17 protein-coding genes are annotated in these 14,699 nt (G+C 68.3%); 9 read left to right on the forward strand and 8 right to left on the reverse strand.

Features of this window, described 5'->3' with window-relative positions; translation table 11 throughout:
• Window positions 1–45 precede the first annotated feature (45 nt).
• Together K3A85_RS16980 and K3A85_RS16985 are read right to left on the reverse strand one after the other, a co-directional pair.
• Window positions 46–600 carry a TspO/MBR family protein gene (locus K3A85_RS16980; RefSeq protein WP_225207697.1) on the reverse strand — a complete coding sequence of 185 codons (555 nt, stop codon included), beginning with the start codon at window positions 598–600 and terminating at the stop codon, window positions 46–48.
• A 99-nt stretch (window positions 601–699) separates the two neighbouring features.
• Window positions 700–1,410, reverse strand: a complete 711-nt coding sequence (locus K3A85_RS16985; protein WP_225207764.1) for a TlyA family RNA methyltransferase — start codon at window positions 1,408–1,410, stop codon at window positions 700–702.
• Between the two features lie 82 nt (window positions 1,411–1,492).
• On the opposite strand from K3A85_RS16985, the gene K3A85_RS16990 reads away from it, so the two are divergent.
• From K3A85_RS16990 to K3A85_RS17005, 4 genes are all read left to right on the forward strand, one after another.
• The gene (locus K3A85_RS16990) at window positions 1,493–2,038 is read left to right on the forward strand and encodes a hypothetical protein (protein WP_225207698.1); all 546 of its coding nucleotides are present in this window, start codon (window positions 1,493–1,495) and stop codon (window positions 2,036–2,038) included.
• Between the two features lie 413 nt (window positions 2,039–2,451).
• Window positions 2,452–3,552, forward strand: a complete 1,101-nt coding sequence (locus tag K3A85_RS16995) for a branched-chain amino acid aminotransferase (RefSeq protein ID WP_225207699.1) — start codon at window positions 2,452–2,454, stop codon at window positions 3,550–3,552.
• Between the two features lie 48 nt (window positions 3,553–3,600).
• Complete coding sequence (locus tag K3A85_RS17000; RefSeq protein ID WP_225207700.1) at window positions 3,601–4,509, forward strand: SDR family NAD(P)-dependent oxidoreductase; 909 nt, start codon at window positions 3,601–3,603, stop codon at window positions 4,507–4,509.
• Window positions 4,510–4,613: 104 nt separating this feature from the next.
• Complete coding sequence (locus tag K3A85_RS17005) at window positions 4,614–5,237, forward strand: DUF4328 domain-containing protein (protein WP_225207701.1); 624 nt, start codon at window positions 4,614–4,616, stop codon at window positions 5,235–5,237.
• Here the strand turns inward: K3A85_RS17005 and K3A85_RS17010 are convergent.
• The 5 genes from K3A85_RS17010 to K3A85_RS17030 all read right to left on the reverse strand — a co-directional run bounded on the left by K3A85_RS17010 (window position 5,224) and on the right by K3A85_RS17030 (window position 8,606).
• Entirely contained in the window at window positions 5,224–5,547 is a 324-nt protein-coding gene (locus tag K3A85_RS17010; protein WP_225207702.1) for a hypothetical protein, read from the reverse strand. The genes K3A85_RS17005 and K3A85_RS17010 overlap by 14 nt on opposite strands.
• 23 nt (window positions 5,548–5,570) lie before the next feature.
• On the reverse strand, window positions 5,571–5,903 hold the full coding sequence (locus K3A85_RS17015; RefSeq protein WP_225207703.1) for a DUF2794 domain-containing protein: 333 nt from the start codon (window positions 5,901–5,903) through the stop codon (window positions 5,571–5,573).
• A 38-nt stretch (window positions 5,904–5,941) separates the two neighbouring features.
• Entirely contained in the window at window positions 5,942–6,658 is a 717-nt protein-coding gene (epsC, locus tag K3A85_RS17020; protein ID WP_225207704.1) for a serine O-acetyltransferase EpsC, read from the reverse strand.
• Between the two features lie 70 nt (window positions 6,659–6,728).
• The gene (locus K3A85_RS17025; protein WP_225207705.1) at window positions 6,729–7,355 is read right to left on the reverse strand and encodes an HdaA/DnaA family protein; all 627 of its coding nucleotides are present in this window, start codon (window positions 7,353–7,355) and stop codon (window positions 6,729–6,731) included.
• 39 nt (window positions 7,356–7,394) lie between these two features.
• The gene (locus tag K3A85_RS17030) at window positions 7,395–8,606 is read right to left on the reverse strand and encodes a heavy-metal-associated domain-containing protein (protein WP_225207706.1); all 1,212 of its coding nucleotides are present in this window, start codon (window positions 8,604–8,606) and stop codon (window positions 7,395–7,397) included.
• Window positions 8,607–8,779: 173 nt separating this feature from the next.
• On the opposite strand from K3A85_RS17030, the gene purM reads away from it, so the two are divergent.
• Window positions 8,780–9,886, forward strand: a complete 1,107-nt coding sequence (purM, locus tag K3A85_RS17035) for a phosphoribosylformylglycinamidine cyclo-ligase (protein ID WP_225207707.1) — start codon at window positions 8,780–8,782, stop codon at window positions 9,884–9,886.
• Window positions 9,887–10,034: 148 nt separating this feature from the next.
• Entirely contained in the window at window positions 10,035–10,976 is a 942-nt protein-coding gene (gene purN, locus K3A85_RS17040) for a phosphoribosylglycinamide formyltransferase (RefSeq protein ID WP_225207708.1), read from the forward strand.
• 4 nt (window positions 10,977–10,980) lie between these two features.
• Here purN and K3A85_RS17045 read toward each other — a convergent pair whose 3' ends face one another.
• Window positions 10,981–11,223: a hypothetical protein gene (locus K3A85_RS17045; protein ID WP_225207709.1), complete on the reverse strand. Its 243-nt coding sequence runs from the start codon at window positions 11,221–11,223 to the stop codon at window positions 10,981–10,983.
• Window positions 11,224–11,563: 340 nt separating this feature from the next.
• On the opposite strand from K3A85_RS17045, the gene K3A85_RS17050 reads away from it, so the two are divergent.
• Genes K3A85_RS17050 through K3A85_RS17060 form a run of 3 tightly spaced genes read left to right on the forward strand, consistent with a single transcriptional unit; the run spans window position 11,564 to window position 14,633 of the window.
• Window positions 11,564–13,375, forward strand: coding sequence for a Tad domain-containing protein (locus K3A85_RS17050; RefSeq protein ID WP_225207710.1), 1,812 nt, complete (start codon window positions 11,564–11,566; stop codon window positions 13,373–13,375).
• Window positions 13,372–13,968 (forward strand): TadE/TadG family type IV pilus assembly protein, encoded by a 597-nt coding sequence (locus tag K3A85_RS17055; RefSeq protein ID WP_225207711.1) that lies wholly within the window; start codon window positions 13,372–13,374, stop codon window positions 13,966–13,968. The genes K3A85_RS17050 and K3A85_RS17055 overlap by 4 nt, the downstream gene beginning before the upstream one ends.
• Window positions 13,965–14,633, forward strand: coding sequence for a TadE/TadG family type IV pilus assembly protein (locus K3A85_RS17060; protein ID WP_225207712.1), 669 nt, complete (start codon window positions 13,965–13,967; stop codon window positions 14,631–14,633). The genes K3A85_RS17055 and K3A85_RS17060 overlap by 4 nt, the downstream gene beginning before the upstream one ends.
• The last annotated feature ends 66 nt before the right edge of the window (window positions 14,634–14,699 follow it).

The raw sequence follows: 14,699 nt of genomic DNA on the forward strand, positions 1-14,699 counted from the left end.
CTCGTGCGGCCTAAATGGTCGCGCCCGTCGCCATGCGCAAGGCCGTCACAGCTCGACCCGCACCGCCGCGCCCGACGAGCGCACCTGCTCGGCGCCGGGATTGAGCGCCACGAACTGCCAGTTGAGGTAGGCGGCGAAGCAGATCCACGCGAGGTAGGGGACAAGCAACAAGCCCGCCGCCCGCCGGATCCGCGCGAACGCCACCAGCGTCGCCAGCACGGCCACGATCATCGCGGCGATGATCGCCAGCGCCAGCGTAAGCCGGTGCAGGGCGAAGAACACCGGGCTCCACGACAGGTTGAGCAGCAATTGCACCACGAACAGCGCGATCGCCACGCCCCGACCGCGCGCGCCCCAGGCCGAGACGATCAGCGCCAGTGCGAACCCCATCGCCACGTAGAGCACGCTCCAGACGATGCCGAAGGTTGCGGGCGGCGGATAGAGCGCGGGCTTCCTCAGCGTCGCGAACCAGGCGTTGGCCGGTCCGCTTCCGGCCGCAATTCCCGAAAGCATCCCCAGACCCAGGACGAGCGGAACGATGAACAGCGACCAGCGCAGCAGGCTGGCGCGCAACTGCGCAGGAGAAGCGAGATATCTCATGGTACCCGAGCAGCGACCCCCATCGATTCGTGCTTGTGCTCCCGGCGATATTGGCGGGCGCTTGTCATTCCTGCAATTCCCCCGACGAACCGGGCCAAGTCAATCGCGCGTTGCCGACACGAGAAATTCGACGTTGCCTTCGGGCCCGGTGATCGGACTTTCGACGATCCCGTCGACCCGCCAGCCTTCGCCCTCGAGCCAGGCGCGCACTTCGCCGCAGACCCGCTCGTGCAACAGGGGATCGCGCACCACCCCGCCCTTGCCCACTTCGGCGCGGCCGACCTCGAACTGCGGCTTGATCAGCGCCACCAGCCGGGTCGGTCGCGTCGCCAGCGCGAGCGGCACCTCGAGCACCTTGCGCAAGGCGATGAAGCTCGCATCGCAAACCACCCAGGCCGCCGCACGGTCGATGTGGGCCGGGGTGAGGATGCGCGCGCTGGTCTGTTCGAGCACGGTGACGCGCGGATCCTGCCGCAACTTCCACGCCAGCTGGTTGGTCCCCGAATCCACGGCAAAGACGTGGGCGGCGCCCTTCTGCAGCAGGACATCGGTGAAGCCGCCGGTCGAGCTGCCGATGTCCATCGCCACCACGCCTGCGGGATCCAGCCCGAAATGGTCGATGGCATGGGCTAGCTTGATCCCTCCGCGCGAAACCCACGGGTGGTCGCGCCCGCGCACCTCGAGCGGCGCGTCGAGCGCCAGCGGCTGGCCGGCCTTGGCGATCTTGGTCTCGCCCGAAAAGACCACGCCGGCAAGGATCAGCGCCTGCGCGCGGCTGCGGCTTTCGACAAGCCCGCGGTCGACCAGCATCTGGTCGACGCGCAGCTTCGCCCCGGCGGGGCTTCTTGGGGGACGGGTTGAGGTCACTTCGCGTCTCTTCCATAAGCCGGGCATGAAGATCAACCGCACCGGCCTGCCACTCCTGCTTTCCGCCGCGCTTGCCGGCTGCGTCGCGGCGCCGGCCCCGCCGCCGCCCCCGCCACCTGCACCGCGGTCAACGCCGGCGGCGCCCCCTTCCCTGCCGGCCCCGGCGCCGCGCGACTGGCGCGATGCAGCACAGACCCCGGGCGAATGGCGCTATGGCCAGACGCCGGGCGGCAGCCAGGCGCGCTTCGTCTCGACCGCCGGCGACGCGATCGTCACCCTGCGGTGCGACCGCGCCGCCGGAACCGTGACGCTCTACCGCAACGGAGCTGCGAGCGCACCGCTCCCCGCGACGATCACCACCACCAGCGAGAGCCGCGTGGTCACCGCCGCCCCGGTCGCTGCCGCCACCCCGGCGATGGTCGCCCTCGCCTTTGCGCGGAACGACCGCCTGCTCGACGCGATGGCCTTCAGTCGCGGCAGGTTTTCCATAGACATCAATGGCTTGCCGGTTCTCTACCTGCCAGCCTGGGCCGAGCTCGGCCGGGTTGTCGAAGATTGCCGGAGGGTGTGAGCGCGCGCCGCTGCAATCGGGCGCGAAGCCGCCATCCTGACGACAAAAAAATTTCGCACAAGACTTGTTGTTGACCGCGCGATGAATCACATTGCCAGCAAGGCCGACGCGACGCCGCGGCGCTTCGGTCCAGCCACGAGAGTGGCGACTTTGGCTCAACAGCGCGAAAGGAGGTGATCCGATGTCTCATGGTTCAGCAGAGAGGTCGGTACAGTCCCGCGCGAGGCATTATCGCTGAGTTTCGATTAAGCGATAAAGGCTTCGTGGGCGGCACTTCCGGCCGCTGACCATGCGAAGGGCCGCTCCGGATTGACCGGCGCGGCCCTTCACATTTATTACATTCTGCTTGCTTCTTGCGCAATAATCGTTCACGGAGCGCGCTCCATTACGATTCCAGCAAGGACATCCGAGCGATGGCGACCGACGCCGCAACCAGCCAGACCTTCACGCGCCATCCGCATCCCGCCCCGCTGGCGGTCGATGCCCGGAACGCCGTGCTGGCCGATCCCGGTTTCGGTCGCGCCTTCACCGATCACATGGTCGAGATCGACTATACCGAAGGCCGCGGCTGGCACGATGCGCGCATCGTCCCCTACGGCCCGATCCCGCTCGATCCCGCCGCTGCGGTGCTGCACTACGCCCAGGAAATTTTCGAAGGGCTGAAGGCCTATCGCCTCGCCGACGGCGGCATCGCGCTGTTCCGCCCCGAAGCCAACGCCGCGCGCTTCAACGCCTCGGCGCGCCGCCTCGCCATGCCCGAGCTGCCCGAGGACCTGTTCGTCGAGGCCGTCCGCCAGCAGGTGCTGGTCGACCAGGACTGGTTCCCGACGGTCGAGGGCGGCTCGCTCTACCTGCGCCCGTTCATGTTCGCCTCCGAAGCGTTCCTCGGCGTGCGTCCGTCGAAGCAGTACAAGTTCCTCGTGATCGCAAGCCCTGCGGGCAACTACTTCAAGTCGGGCGCGCCGGCCGTTTCGATCTGGGTCTCGGACTTCACCCGCGCTGCGCAGGGCGGCACCGGCGCGGCCAAGTGCGGCGGCAACTATGCGGCAAGCCTCGTGCCCACCGCCGAGGCGTTCGAGCGCGGCCACGACCAGGTCCTGTTCCTCGACGCCGCCGAGCACAAGTGGGTCGAGGAACTGGGCGGCATGAACCTGTTCTTCGTGTTCGACGACGGCTCCGTGCTTACGCCCGAGCTGACCGGCACGATCCTGCCCGGCATCACCCGTGCGAGCCTGCTCGAGCTCGCCGCGGAGGAAGGGCTGACCGTGCGCGAGGGCCGCTACAGCCTCGACCAATGGAAGGCCGATGCCGCTTCGGGCAAGCTGCTCGAGACCTTCGCCTGCGGCACGGCCGCGGTGGTCACTCCGGTCGGCCGGGTCGCCGACCGCGCGGGCGAGTTCACCATCGGCACCGGCGGGCCCGGCCAGCTGACGCAGAAGCTGCGCCAGCGGCTGGTGGCGATCCAGCGCGGCGAGGCTGCCGATGCCCACGGCTGGGTCAGGCGCATCGCCTGAGGATCGCGCAGGATTCGAACAACGACGACGACAAGGGTGGAGGGGCGCATGAGCATTTCGTTCAAAGGTCGGGTAGCGATCGTCACGGGCGCCGGGGGAGGCCTCGGCCGCGACTACGCGCTTGAACTGGCGCGGCGCGGGGCGCGGGTCGTGGTCAACGACCTGGGCGGCACGCGCGACGGCACCGGCCATTCCGACGCCGCGCTCAAGGTTGTGGCCGAGATCGAGGCGATGGGGGGCGAGGCCATGGCCGATGGCGGCTCGGTCACCGAATACGAGCAGATGGTCGAGATGGTGGCGCGCGCGAAGGAGAAGTGGGGCGCCGTCCACATCCTGATCAACAACGCCGGGATTCTTCGCGACAAGAGCTTCTCCAAGATGGAGCCCGCCGATTTCGAGACGGTGGTGAAGGTCCACCTCACCGGCTCGGCCTTCGCCACCAAGGCGGTGTGGGACACGATGCGCGAGCAGGCCTATGGCCGCATCCTGATGACCTCGTCCTCGACCGGGCTGTTCGGCAACTTCGGCCAGACCAACTACGGCGGCGCCAAGCTCGGCGTCGCGGGCATGACCAAGACGCTCTACCTCGAAGGCGCGAAGTACAACATCCGCGTCAACACGCTGGCCCCTGTCGCCGCAACGCGGCTGACCGAGGACATCTTCCCCGAAGCCGCGTTCGCCGCCTTCTCGCCGGAAAAGGTGGTTCCTGCAGCGCTCTACCTCGTTTCGGACGATGCGCCGAGCAACGCCATCGTCGGCGCGGGCGGCGGCGCGTTCCACTGTTCTTGGGTGACGATGAACCCGCCCGTCGTGCTGTCCGAGGAGGAGCAGACGCTCGAAGGCTTCGCCGCCGCGTGGGGCCGCATCTCCGACCGCAGCGGCGATTTCGTGCCGCAATCGGGCGGCGAGCAGTCGGCAGTCATCCTCAACGCGCTCGCGGCAACGCTGAAGGGCTGACGGCGCCAGGCCGATCGCGGGCGATCTCCCCGGAGCGAGTTGCGCTTGCCCTTCGGGCGGGCGCGACTAATCTGCGGCGTGCAGGCGCAAGGAGAGCGGCGTCCATGAACGATCCTGCGGCACTGCCGCAACAGCTCCGGCTGGAGAAGCTGGCGGGACGACTGCAATGGCTGCTGCCGTTGTTCGGTGGGTCGCTGGCGCTCGTGGTCCTGTGCGATCGGCTCGGCCTCGCCGACCCGCGCACCGCCTCGCGCCCGGTCCTCGCCACCAGCCTCGCCATTGCGCTGGTCCAGCTCGCCGCGGCGCTGCTCTGCGTGATCATCTCGGCGATGTGGCTGCACCGGGCGAGCGCCAACCTCGCCGCGCGCGGCGTCGCGATGCGGCATTCGCCGGGCGGCGCCTGGGGGTGGTACTTCCTGCCCATCGCCAACCTGTTCAAGCCGCTCGGCGCGATGAAGGAGATCTGGAGCGAAAGCTTCGGCCGCGACGAAAGCTTCGCCGGGCCGACCGATCCGCTGCTGGTGCGCTGGTGGACATCGTGGATCATCGGCAACGTGGCGCTGTCGATGTCGGCGCGCATCGATGCGCTGGGCAGCGCCAGCATCGCCACCGTGCTCGACGGGGTCGGCGTCATCGCGCTGTTCGCAGCCGGCCTGTTCTTCGCCCGCATCGTCGCGGCGGTCACCCGCGCGCAGGGCGGGCTCTCGGTGGCGGCTACTTTCGCCTGAGTCCGCGGGGCTTGTCGCATTGCCCGCGCGTCGCGGCGGCAAGCTGCATGACCTTGAGCCTTCGCGCCATGTCCTCGGGCGAAATGGCCCGCGCCATCCCGGTCGCCGGATCGATCAGCATCGGCGTGGCGCAGTCGCGCGGCGGCGGCGGATCGCCGGGCCTGGCCGGCAGCGTCACCAGCATCTGCGCCGTATCGTCGCGGTAGAGCACGCGCAGGACTTCCTCTCCCTTGGCCGCACTCGCGCGAGAGGTGGCCGGCGCATCCGAGCAGGCGCACAGCAAAGCCGTCCCGACGATGGCCGCGACCACCGTGCGCGCCTTCGCGGTGCTGGTCAGTCCTCGACCACTTTCAGCAGCTTGCGTTCCAGCGGCGAGAGCACGCCCGCCAGGTCGTGACCGCGCTTGAGAAATTGCCCGGCCTCGCCATAGAGCGCCCACATCCCCTGCTTCTGGCGCAAGGCCGGGCGCTTCTCGATCCGCGCGCTCGCCCGCTCGGCGCTGCGCCGATAGGCGGAAAGGCTCGCCGCATCGCGATCGAAGTTGAGCGCGTAGTCCTTCCAAAGGCCCGCCGCCACCATGCGCCCATAGAGATCGAGAATGCGCATCAGCTCGATCCGGTCGAAGCCGACCTGCTGGACCGGGCGCGCGAGCGGAAGCGGCACCACGTTGGCGGCGGCGCCCGCCGGATCGGGAGCCTGTGCGCTCAGCTGCGGGTCCTCCGCCGCGAGGCCGTGCCGGTCGGCTCGGGCTCGGGCGCTTCACGCGCCAGCAGCGCGGCGACCTGCGCCTTGAGCAGCGCGACCTCGCCCTCGAGCTCCTCGACCCGGCTGCCGCCGCCGAGCGGCTCGCACGGCTCCTTGCACGGCGTGCCGTAGGGAATGAAGTCCTTGAGCCAGGTCTCGACCGGCACCAGCGTCGAGCGCGCCTTGAGCCCGATCATCGTCGCGCCTTCGGGGACGTCGTCGGTGACCACCGCATTGGCCCCGACGCGGGCGCGCGCGCCGACGGTGATCGGCCCCAGCACTTGCGCGCCCGAACCCAGGATCACGTTGTCGCACAGCGTGGGGTGGCGCTTGCCCGGCACGCCGTTGGCGGGGTTGGTGCCGCCGAGCGTGACGCACTGGTAGATCGTCACGTTGTCGCCGATCTCGGCGGTTTCGCCGATCACGGTGAAGCCGTGGTCGATGAACAGGTGGCGGCCGATCTTCGCGCCGGGATGGATGTCGATCCCGGTGAGGAAGCGCGAGATGTGGTTGACCAGCCGCGCCAGGAAATAGAGCTCGGCCTCGAACAGCCAGTGCGCCACGCGGTGCAGGCCGACGGCCCAGAGGCCGGGGTACAACAGGATTTCCCAGCGCGAACGCGGCGCCGGATCGCGGGCGCGGATCGAATCCAGATAGGCGATCAGTCTGTCGAACATGGCGCCGCAATCCTTCCCTGTTTTGTTCCGCAAGGCAAGCGCAGCGCGGGCCTGCCCTTTACCTGTCCCCTCAGAGCAGGCGCGGCTGGAATTCGCCCCCACCGGCACCGTGCACGCGCTCGGCCAGGGCGTCGCGCACCAGCGATATGGTGACGGGCGCCTTGCGCTCAAGGGACAGCCGGTCGATTGTTTCGACCAAGGCCTCCGTCGCGGCATGGCTGCGCTCGATCCGCGGGAGCAGCCAGGCGAGCACACCTTCGCCGAGCACCAGCCCGCGCCGCAGGGCGTGGTCCTCGATCAGCCCGCGCAGCAGCGCGTCGTCGGGCGTGGCGATCGCGATCGGCAGGGCAGCCCCGATGCGCGAGGCGAGATCGGGCAGCGCGATGCGCCATTGCCCGGGCGCCCGGCCGCTGACCAGCAGCAGCGCGCGACCTTCGCCCTGCGCCCGATTCCAGCGGTGGAACAGCACGTTCTCGTCGAGCTGGTCGGCATCGTCGACCGCATCGCCCATCCCGCTTGCCTCGAACCAGCGGGCGAGCAGGCTCTTGCCCGAACGCGGCGGCCCGATCAGCAGCGCGGTGCGGAACGGCCAGTCCGCGCAGGCCTGCAACGCGGCCAGCACCGGCTCGAGCGAGGGGCCGGTGACGATCCTCGCCGCGCCCGCGGCGCTCGACAGGGGAAGCGCGATCTGGCTCATGGCTGTGGAAACACGGTACCCAGGCAGACCTGCGAGGGGCTACTTGCGGATGACGATGGCGCCCGCACCCTGCGTCACCTTCCACCCTTGCGCGCGGAGCGCCCCGGCCAGCGCCTCGAGCTCGCCGGCATAGGTCGTGCGCATCACCGACATGCCGCCGATGGCGAGCGAGGTGACCGTCGCGCCCTGCACGCCGGGCACGCTGCGGACCGCCGACAGGCCGGCATCGAGCGCCGCGGCATCGGGCGTGACGAACTGGACGGTGTAGGTCTGCGCCTGTGGCGCCGCCGTCGGCGCGGCGACGGGTGCCTGCTCGCTGCTTGCGACCGGCGCGCCGGCGACCGGACCGGACCTGGCGAGGACCTCGTCTACCAGCCTCGGATCGATCTCGGGCTGGACCAGCAGCGTCGGATCGGGCGCCAGCTTTCCGGCCGCGAGCGCGGCGGCGTAGAGGCCGTCGATCCGCTTGACCGCCTCGGCGAGCATCGCCGGCAGCTTGTCCTCGTTGGCCGCCGTCATCTCGAAGCTGCCGAGGAAGCGGTTGTCGGGACCGTAGCGCGCGGAGAAGCGGCCATGGACCGGACCGCCGGGAAATTCGCGCTGCAGCCGCGCGATCGGAATGACCACGTCGGCGGCGCCGAATTCGTCGAGGATCATCCGCCACCAGTTGCGGCTGCGGCGGGTGACCTGCCCTTCGGTGAGCAGCAGCGAATCGGCGCCCGCGCCGGTCGGACGGACATAGTCGATCACGCTTTCGCCGGTGCGGAACTCGGCCCAGGCCTTCTGCCATGGCGTGCGCGTCTCGAACACCGAGCCGACCCCGCCCTGGTAGAGCAGCGGGATCACCAGCATCGGCGCCGAGCGGGCGACCTGGCCCTGCATGCCGAGGTAGCCGCCGGTCCGCGCCCGGTCGAAGATCACGCCGAGCGTCGCGATGTAGCGGTGCGGGCCGATCTGCTCGTTCTCGACCACGATCGCCGAGACCATGCCGTCGAGCGTCCCGGCGTCGAGCGCGGGCGCGCTGCCGCCACCGAGTCCGTTCTTGGCCCAGAGCTGCTCCCACGCCTTGCGCTGCGCCTCGCGCCAGCCGGCGGCGCGCGCCGCTTCGGCGCTCTCGCCGGTGGCGTTGACCTCGACCCCCGAGATCTCGAAGTCGCCGGTGCTGGCGATCGGCGGGATGCCGCGATCGCCCTCGATCTGCGCGTAGAGACCGGCGCCGGCGAGCGCGAGCGCAGCGGCGCCGCCAGCCACGAGCAACGCCCTTCCGGGGCGGAACGCGCGATTGGACAGACTGAAAACGGCCAAGGGAACTCCGCGACACGCAACCGGGCCGACCGTGCGCATCCGCGCGGCCCGCAATGGGATGGGCGCTTTTGCCCAAGCGCGAGTGGAAATCCAAGCGGAAAGGCGCTAGGCGCACCGCCATGGCATCCGACGACCCCAAGCAGCAGTCCTACTCCTACGAACAGGCGGGCGTGAACATCGCCGCCGGCAACGCGCTGGTGAAGGCGATCGGCCCGCTCGCCAAGGCGACCGCGCGCCCCGGGGCCGATGCCGAACTGGGCGGCTTCGGCGGCTTCTTCGACCTGAAGGCGGCCGGCTACAAGGATCCGCTGCTGGTCGCCGGCAACGACGGCGTCGGCACCAAGGTCAAGCTCGCGATCGACCACGACCGGCACGATGCGATCGGCATCGACCTCGTTGCGATGTGCGTCAACGACCTGATCGTGCAGGGCGCCGAACCCCTGTTCTTCCTCGACTACTTTGCCACCGGCCGGCTCGATAACGGCGTCGCCGAGCGCGTCGTCGCGGGGATCGCCGAAGGCTGCAAGCTGGCCGGCTGCGCGCTGATCGGCGGCGAGACGGCGGAAATGCCCGGGATGTATGCCGATGGCGACTACGACCTCGCCGGCTTCTGCGTCGGCGCGGTCGAGCGCGGCGAGCAGCTGACCGGCGACCGCGTGGCGCAGGGCGACGTGCTGCTCGGCCTTGCCTCCTCGGGCGTCCACTCGAACGGCTATTCGCTGGTGCGCCGCCTCGCCGCGGACAAGGGCTGGAAGCTCGACCGGCCGGCGCTGTTCGACAACGAACGGCTGCTGATCGAGCACCTGATCGAGCCGACCCGGATCTACGTGAAGAGCCTGCTGCCGTTCATTCGCGCGGGGCGCATCCATGCGCTCGCCCACATCACCGGCGGCGGCCTGCTTGAAAACGTGCCGCGCGTGCTGCCGGCCGGGCTCCATGCACGGATCGACGCCGATGCCTGGGAGCAGCCACGACTGATGGCCTTCCTCCAGGCGCAGGGCCATATCGAGCCCGGCGAAATGGCGCGGACCTTCAACTGCGGCATCGGCATGGTGCTGGCAGTCGCGCCCGACGAAGCCGACGCGCTCGCCCGCGATCTCGGCCATGCGGGCGAGACGGTGTTCCGCATCGGCGAGATCGTCGCGGGGCAGAAGGGCTGCACCGTCTTCGGCAGCGCCGAGACCTGGTCGGCGCGCGAGGCCTGGGAAGCGGTGCATGTGGGGTGACAGAAATCCCCCCTGTTTTTCCGAAGGACAAACGGGGGGGTGGCAGTCGCCGAAGGCGGCTGACGGGGGGGGCGCTCCCCTCCACCACCCGCTGCGCGGGCGGTCCCCCTCCCCCTTTGCGGCTTCGCCGAAAACGGGGAGGATCTGAATGCCTGACAAGGCTAAAGTCGCCGTCCTCATCTCGGGCAGCGGCACCAACATGGCGGCGCTGCTCTATGCCAGCCGCCTGCCCGATTGCCCCTACGAGATCGTGCTCGTCGCATCGAACCGGCCCGAAGCCGAGGGGCTGCGGCTGGCCGAAGCCGAAGGCATCGCCACCTTCGCGCTGCCGCACAAGGGGCTGAGCCGCGAGGAGCACGACGCCGCGATGGAAGCGGCCGTGCTCGCCCACGGCGCGCGCTTCATCGCGCTCGCCGGTTACATGCGCATCCTGTCCGATGGCTTCGTCGCGCGCTGGCAGGAGCGGATGCTCAACATCCATCCCTCGCTGCTGCCGAAGTATCCGGGGCTCCACACCCATGCCCGCGCGATCGAGGCGGGGGACAGCCACGGCGGCTGCACGGTGCACCTCGTCACCGCCGACCTCGACGAAGGGCCGGTGCTGGGGCAGGTCGCGGTCGCCATCCGCCCGGGCGAAACGGCGGAGAGCCTGGCGGCGCGCGTACTGTTCGCCGAGCATCAGCTCTATGCGCGCTGCCTCGCCGAGCTGGTGCAGCGCGAAACCTCGCCGGTCTGGCTGACCGAGCAGGTCCGCAGCCGCGCGATGGCGCTGCCCGCGGCGGAAGAGACGGTCAGCCACGGCATGGCCTGTTTCGGCGTGACCAAGGGCAAGAAGTTCGCGTGGGTCTCGAGCGACCACCACGGCGACGGGCGCGTGGCGCTGCTGGTCAAGATCAGCGGCGCCGACGAACAGGAGCAGCTGATCGAGAGCGATCCGGTGCGCTTCTTTCGCCCCGCCTACTTCGGCGCCGACTGGATCGCGATACGGCTCGATCTCGGCGACGTCGACTGGGACGACATCGCCGAATGGCTGCGGCGCAGCTGGAGCGCAATCGCACCGCGCCGGCTTGCCGCGATGATGGACTTCTGATCGCTCACACCTGGTCCGCGCTCACCACCGGTCGGCTTTCACGGCTGCCGCGATAACGCACCTCGGGATCGTTCGGGTCGCCGGCGATCACCACGTGATCGTCATGAACCTCGAGCAGAGTGCCGACGAAGGGCATCCCGTCGAACGTGCCACCACCGATGCGGTAGCTGACCACGTCGCCCACCTTGAAGGTTGCGGAATCGAAGTTGAACTCGAAGGGGCATTCGCCCGCACCCATTCCGATCATCGCGTCGTTCTCCCTGGCGGGTGATGGTAGCGGGCCGGGAGCGGGGGTGGAAGCATCATCTCGCGCCGACAATCAGTTCGATCAGCTGGTTAATCTCACTCCTTAGATAGTCAAAAAAGACACTTTCGATCACTTAATAATCCGTAGATTAAAATCGTACAAAACTTAGGGTTTCTTTAGTCCGACATCGCCCACCTGATGCCGTCGTTGCGCAGCCTGCGCTGCCTCCAGATGGTTAACAGGGTCGGATACGATGGTGCGGCTTCAAGGTTGGATCGGACGCTTCAGGGCCGCTATCGCGGCATCGGGCCGGCGCATCCGGCACGACATTGCCGGTTCGATGCTGCCGCTTTCGGTCGTGTCGATCTTCGTGCTCGCCGCTATGGCCGGCGGCGCCGTCGATGCCAGCGGCCTCTACAAGGCGCGCAACCGCCTGCAATATGCCTGCGATGCGGGCACGCTCGCCGGACGCCGCGCGATCACCACCAACGGCTACGATGACGTCGCGCAGGACAAGGCGCGAAGCTACTTCCTCGCCAACTACGACTTCACCCGCAACCAGACCCTGACCCCGACGTTCACGAGCTCGTCGCCGGACAACGGGAACTCGATTGTCGGCACGGCCTCCGTGACCGTGCCGATGAAGGTCATGCAGATCTTCGGCATGTCCAGCCTGTCGATCTCGGTGAACTGCTCGGCGACGATGGGCGTCGGCAATGCCGATGTCGTCATGGTGCTCGACACGACCGGATCGATGCTCAAGACCGCGTCGGGTGCGACGCCCAGCGGCACGCAGACCAGCAAGCTGCAGGACCTGCGCGCGGCGATGAAGAGCTTCTACACCACGCTGGCGACCGCCAGCGCCGGCACCAACGCGCGCCTGCGCTACGGCTTCGTCCCCTATACCCAGTCGGTCAACGTCGGCCGCCTGCTGCAAAGCCTCAACCCGGCCTTCCTCGCCAACAGCCGGACGATCCAGTCGCGCTTGTGGTCTTCATCCACCAGCTCGCCGACCTACTCGACTGTCACCACCGGCAATTTGACCTCGTATTCGGGCACAGCCTATACCCAGAGCGGCTGTACGACCGCGATCGCGACGCTTCCGAACACCAGCTGGACCAACACCGGGACCGCGACGTCGAACACTGTCCTCGCCAGCAATGGCTATCAGTACGTGACCACGGTGTCGCAGCCGCAGACGCTCAATACCTACAGCTGCAGGCAGAGCGGCAGCAGCTGGTACATCTGGTACACCACCTCGTCGCGCACGATGTATACCGATACCACCAGCCAGTATACCTACCAGGCGGTCGTCTACGACACGAGCCAGTTCAAGAACTTCAACCCGGTGACGACGCGGACCGGCAATGCCGGCGCCAACATCACCACCACCTGGGACGGCTGCATCGTCGAGCGCTCGACCTCGGCATCGGCCACATTCAGCTTCTCGACCCTGCTCGGCATCAGCCCCTCGGCGGCCGACCTCGACATCGACACCGCCCCCGACCCCTCGACGCCGTCGACGCAGTGGGCGCCGATGTGGAAGGAAGTGGCCTACTACCGGACGACCTCGGGCGGGAACCTGACCACCAGCAGCACGTCGTCTTACGGCGGTGCCGCCGCCTATGGCTGCCCCTATCAGGCGCGCACCCTGGCGACGATGACGCAGACGGAATTCAACGCCTACGCCGATTCGCTGACCGCCGATGGGGCGACCTACCACGACATCGGCATGGTCTGGGGCGCACGGCTCAGCTCGCCTGACGGCATCTTCTCCGACATCGTCAACGATCCTCCGGGCAACGGCGGCAAGGTTTCGCGTCACATCATCTTCATGACCGACGGCATCACCGACACCGGCAATTCGATCGATACCGCCTGGGGTGTCGAATGGCACGACCGCCGGGTGACGTCCGACGGTTCCAAGTCGCAGAGCGACTCACGGCATATCTCGCGCTTCCGTGCGCTGTGCGACGCGGTCAAGGCCAAGGGCATCCGCGTGTGGATGATCGCCTTCGGCACGTCGCTGACGACCGACATGAGCTACTGCGCCTCGGACCAGAGCTCCTATACCGCGGCCAACTCCTCCCAGCTCAACGCCGCGTTCCAGGACATCGCCAAGCAGGTCGGCGAATTGCGGATCTATCAATGACCCGCCTCCTTGCCCTGCTCGATCGCCTGCGCCGCGACAGCGAAGGCGCCTACATCCTCGAATTCGGCATTCTCGCGCCCGTGTTCGTGCTGATGATCTTCAGCCTGGTCGACCTCGGCCAGCTGGTCTACGGCAAGGTGCTGCTCGAAGGCGCGGTCGAGGCCGCCGCGCGCGACTCCTCGCTGGAGACCGCCGACACCGTGGCGGCCGACGCGACGGTCACCTCCACGGTCAGGAACATCCTGCCCGGCGCCAACGTCACCTCGACCCGAACCAGCTACTACGACTTCGCCGACATCGCACGCGCCGAGAAGTGGAATGACACCAACAAGGACGGCGCCTGCGCGAGCGGAGAAACCTATGTCGACGAGAACCGCAACGGCCGCTGGGACGCGAACATCGGCCAGTCGGGCAACGGCGGCGCCTATGATGTGGTCATCTACACCGTCACCGTCACGTACAACCCGCTGATCAAGCTGCCCTTCGTGCCGGGCTTTTCCGGTCCGCAGACGCTGGTGTCGAAGTCGGTGCGCAAGAACCAGCCCTTCGCGACGCAGAAGAAGTACGGTTCCTCGAGCGGAATCTGCACATGAAGCGGCAGGTGCGCCCGGCGCTGGCCCGCCTTGCGATCGGCCTCGGCCGCGATCGCTCGGGCGCGGCGCTGATCGAGTTCGCCATCGCCCTACCGGTGCTGATCTCGTTCGGGATGTTCGCGACAGAAGTGGCCAACATCACCATGGTCGACATGCAGCTCAGCGAAATCGCGCTCGCGGTCGCGGACAACGCCTCGCGCCTCGGCCAGGCCGACAACAGCTCGGTGACGCCGACCATTGCCGAAACCGACGTCGATTCGGTGATGAAGGGCGCGAGCGAAGCGGGCAAATCGATCACGCTCTCCACCAACGGCCGCGTGATCCTGTCGAGCCTCGAAAAGGACACCACCACCGGCAAGCAGTTCATCCGCTGGCAGCGCTGCTCCGGCAGCCTGGTGGCGACATCCGCGTTCGGCAACGACACCACGGCCAATGGCCTGAACGGGCCCGCCATCGCCGGGGTCAACATGGGACAGGCGACGCTGACCGCCGATACCGGCAGCGCGGTGATGGTGGCGGAGGTCTACTACCGCTACACCGGTCTTTTCGGCAGCTTCTTCTTTGCGCCGTTCACCATGCGCCAGCAGGCCGCCTTCCTCATCCGCGACCAGCGCAACCTCGCGGTCGGCCTTACCGGCACCGGCGGCACATCGAAGTGCACCTGAAACGCGAAGGGCCGCCGGGATCGTTGCATCCCGGCGGCCCCCTACGTTTTCCGTGTGCCGGTCGAA

The sequence above is a fragment of the Novosphingobium huizhouense genome (assembly GCF_020179475.1).
GTDB classification, from domain to species: Bacteria; Pseudomonadota; Alphaproteobacteria; order Sphingomonadales; family Sphingomonadaceae; genus Novosphingobium; species Novosphingobium huizhouense.

Coding starts and splice junctions, on each gene's coding strand:
- K3A85_RS16980 (WP_225207697.1), bottom strand. CDS start 600: ATGAGATATCTCGCTTCTCCTGCGCAGTTGCGCGCCAGCCTGCTGCGC.
- K3A85_RS16985 (WP_225207764.1), bottom strand. CDS start 1,410: ATGCTGGTCGACCGCGGGCTTGTCGAAAGCCGCAGCCGCGCGCAGGCG.
- K3A85_RS16990 (WP_225207698.1), top strand. CDS start 1,493: ATGAAGATCAACCGCACCGGCCTGCCACTCCTGCTTTCCGCCGCGCTT.
- K3A85_RS16995 (WP_225207699.1), top strand. CDS start 2,452: ATGGCGACCGACGCCGCAACCAGCCAGACCTTCACGCGCCATCCGCAT.
- K3A85_RS17000 (WP_225207700.1), top strand. CDS start 3,601: ATGAGCATTTCGTTCAAAGGTCGGGTAGCGATCGTCACGGGCGCCGGG.
- K3A85_RS17005 (WP_225207701.1), top strand. CDS start 4,614: ATGAACGATCCTGCGGCACTGCCGCAACAGCTCCGGCTGGAGAAGCTG.
- epsC (WP_225207704.1), bottom strand. CDS start 6,658: ATGTTCGACAGACTGATCGCCTATCTGGATTCGATCCGCGCCCGCGAT.
- K3A85_RS17025 (WP_225207705.1), bottom strand. CDS start 7,355: ATGAGCCAGATCGCGCTTCCCCTGTCGAGCGCCGCGGGCGCGGCGAGG.
- purM (WP_225207707.1), top strand. CDS start 8,780: ATGGCATCCGACGACCCCAAGCAGCAGTCCTACTCCTACGAACAGGCG.
- purN (WP_225207708.1), top strand. CDS start 10,035: ATGCCTGACAAGGCTAAAGTCGCCGTCCTCATCTCGGGCAGCGGCACC.
- K3A85_RS17045 (WP_225207709.1), bottom strand. CDS start 11,223: ATGATCGGAATGGGTGCGGGCGAATGCCCCTTCGAGTTCAACTTCGAT.
- K3A85_RS17050 (WP_225207710.1), top strand. CDS start 11,564: ATGCTGCCGCTTTCGGTCGTGTCGATCTTCGTGCTCGCCGCTATGGCC.
- K3A85_RS17055 (WP_225207711.1), top strand. CDS start 13,372: ATGACCCGCCTCCTTGCCCTGCTCGATCGCCTGCGCCGCGACAGCGAA.
- K3A85_RS17060 (WP_225207712.1), top strand. CDS start 13,965: ATGAAGCGGCAGGTGCGCCCGGCGCTGGCCCGCCTTGCGATCGGCCTC.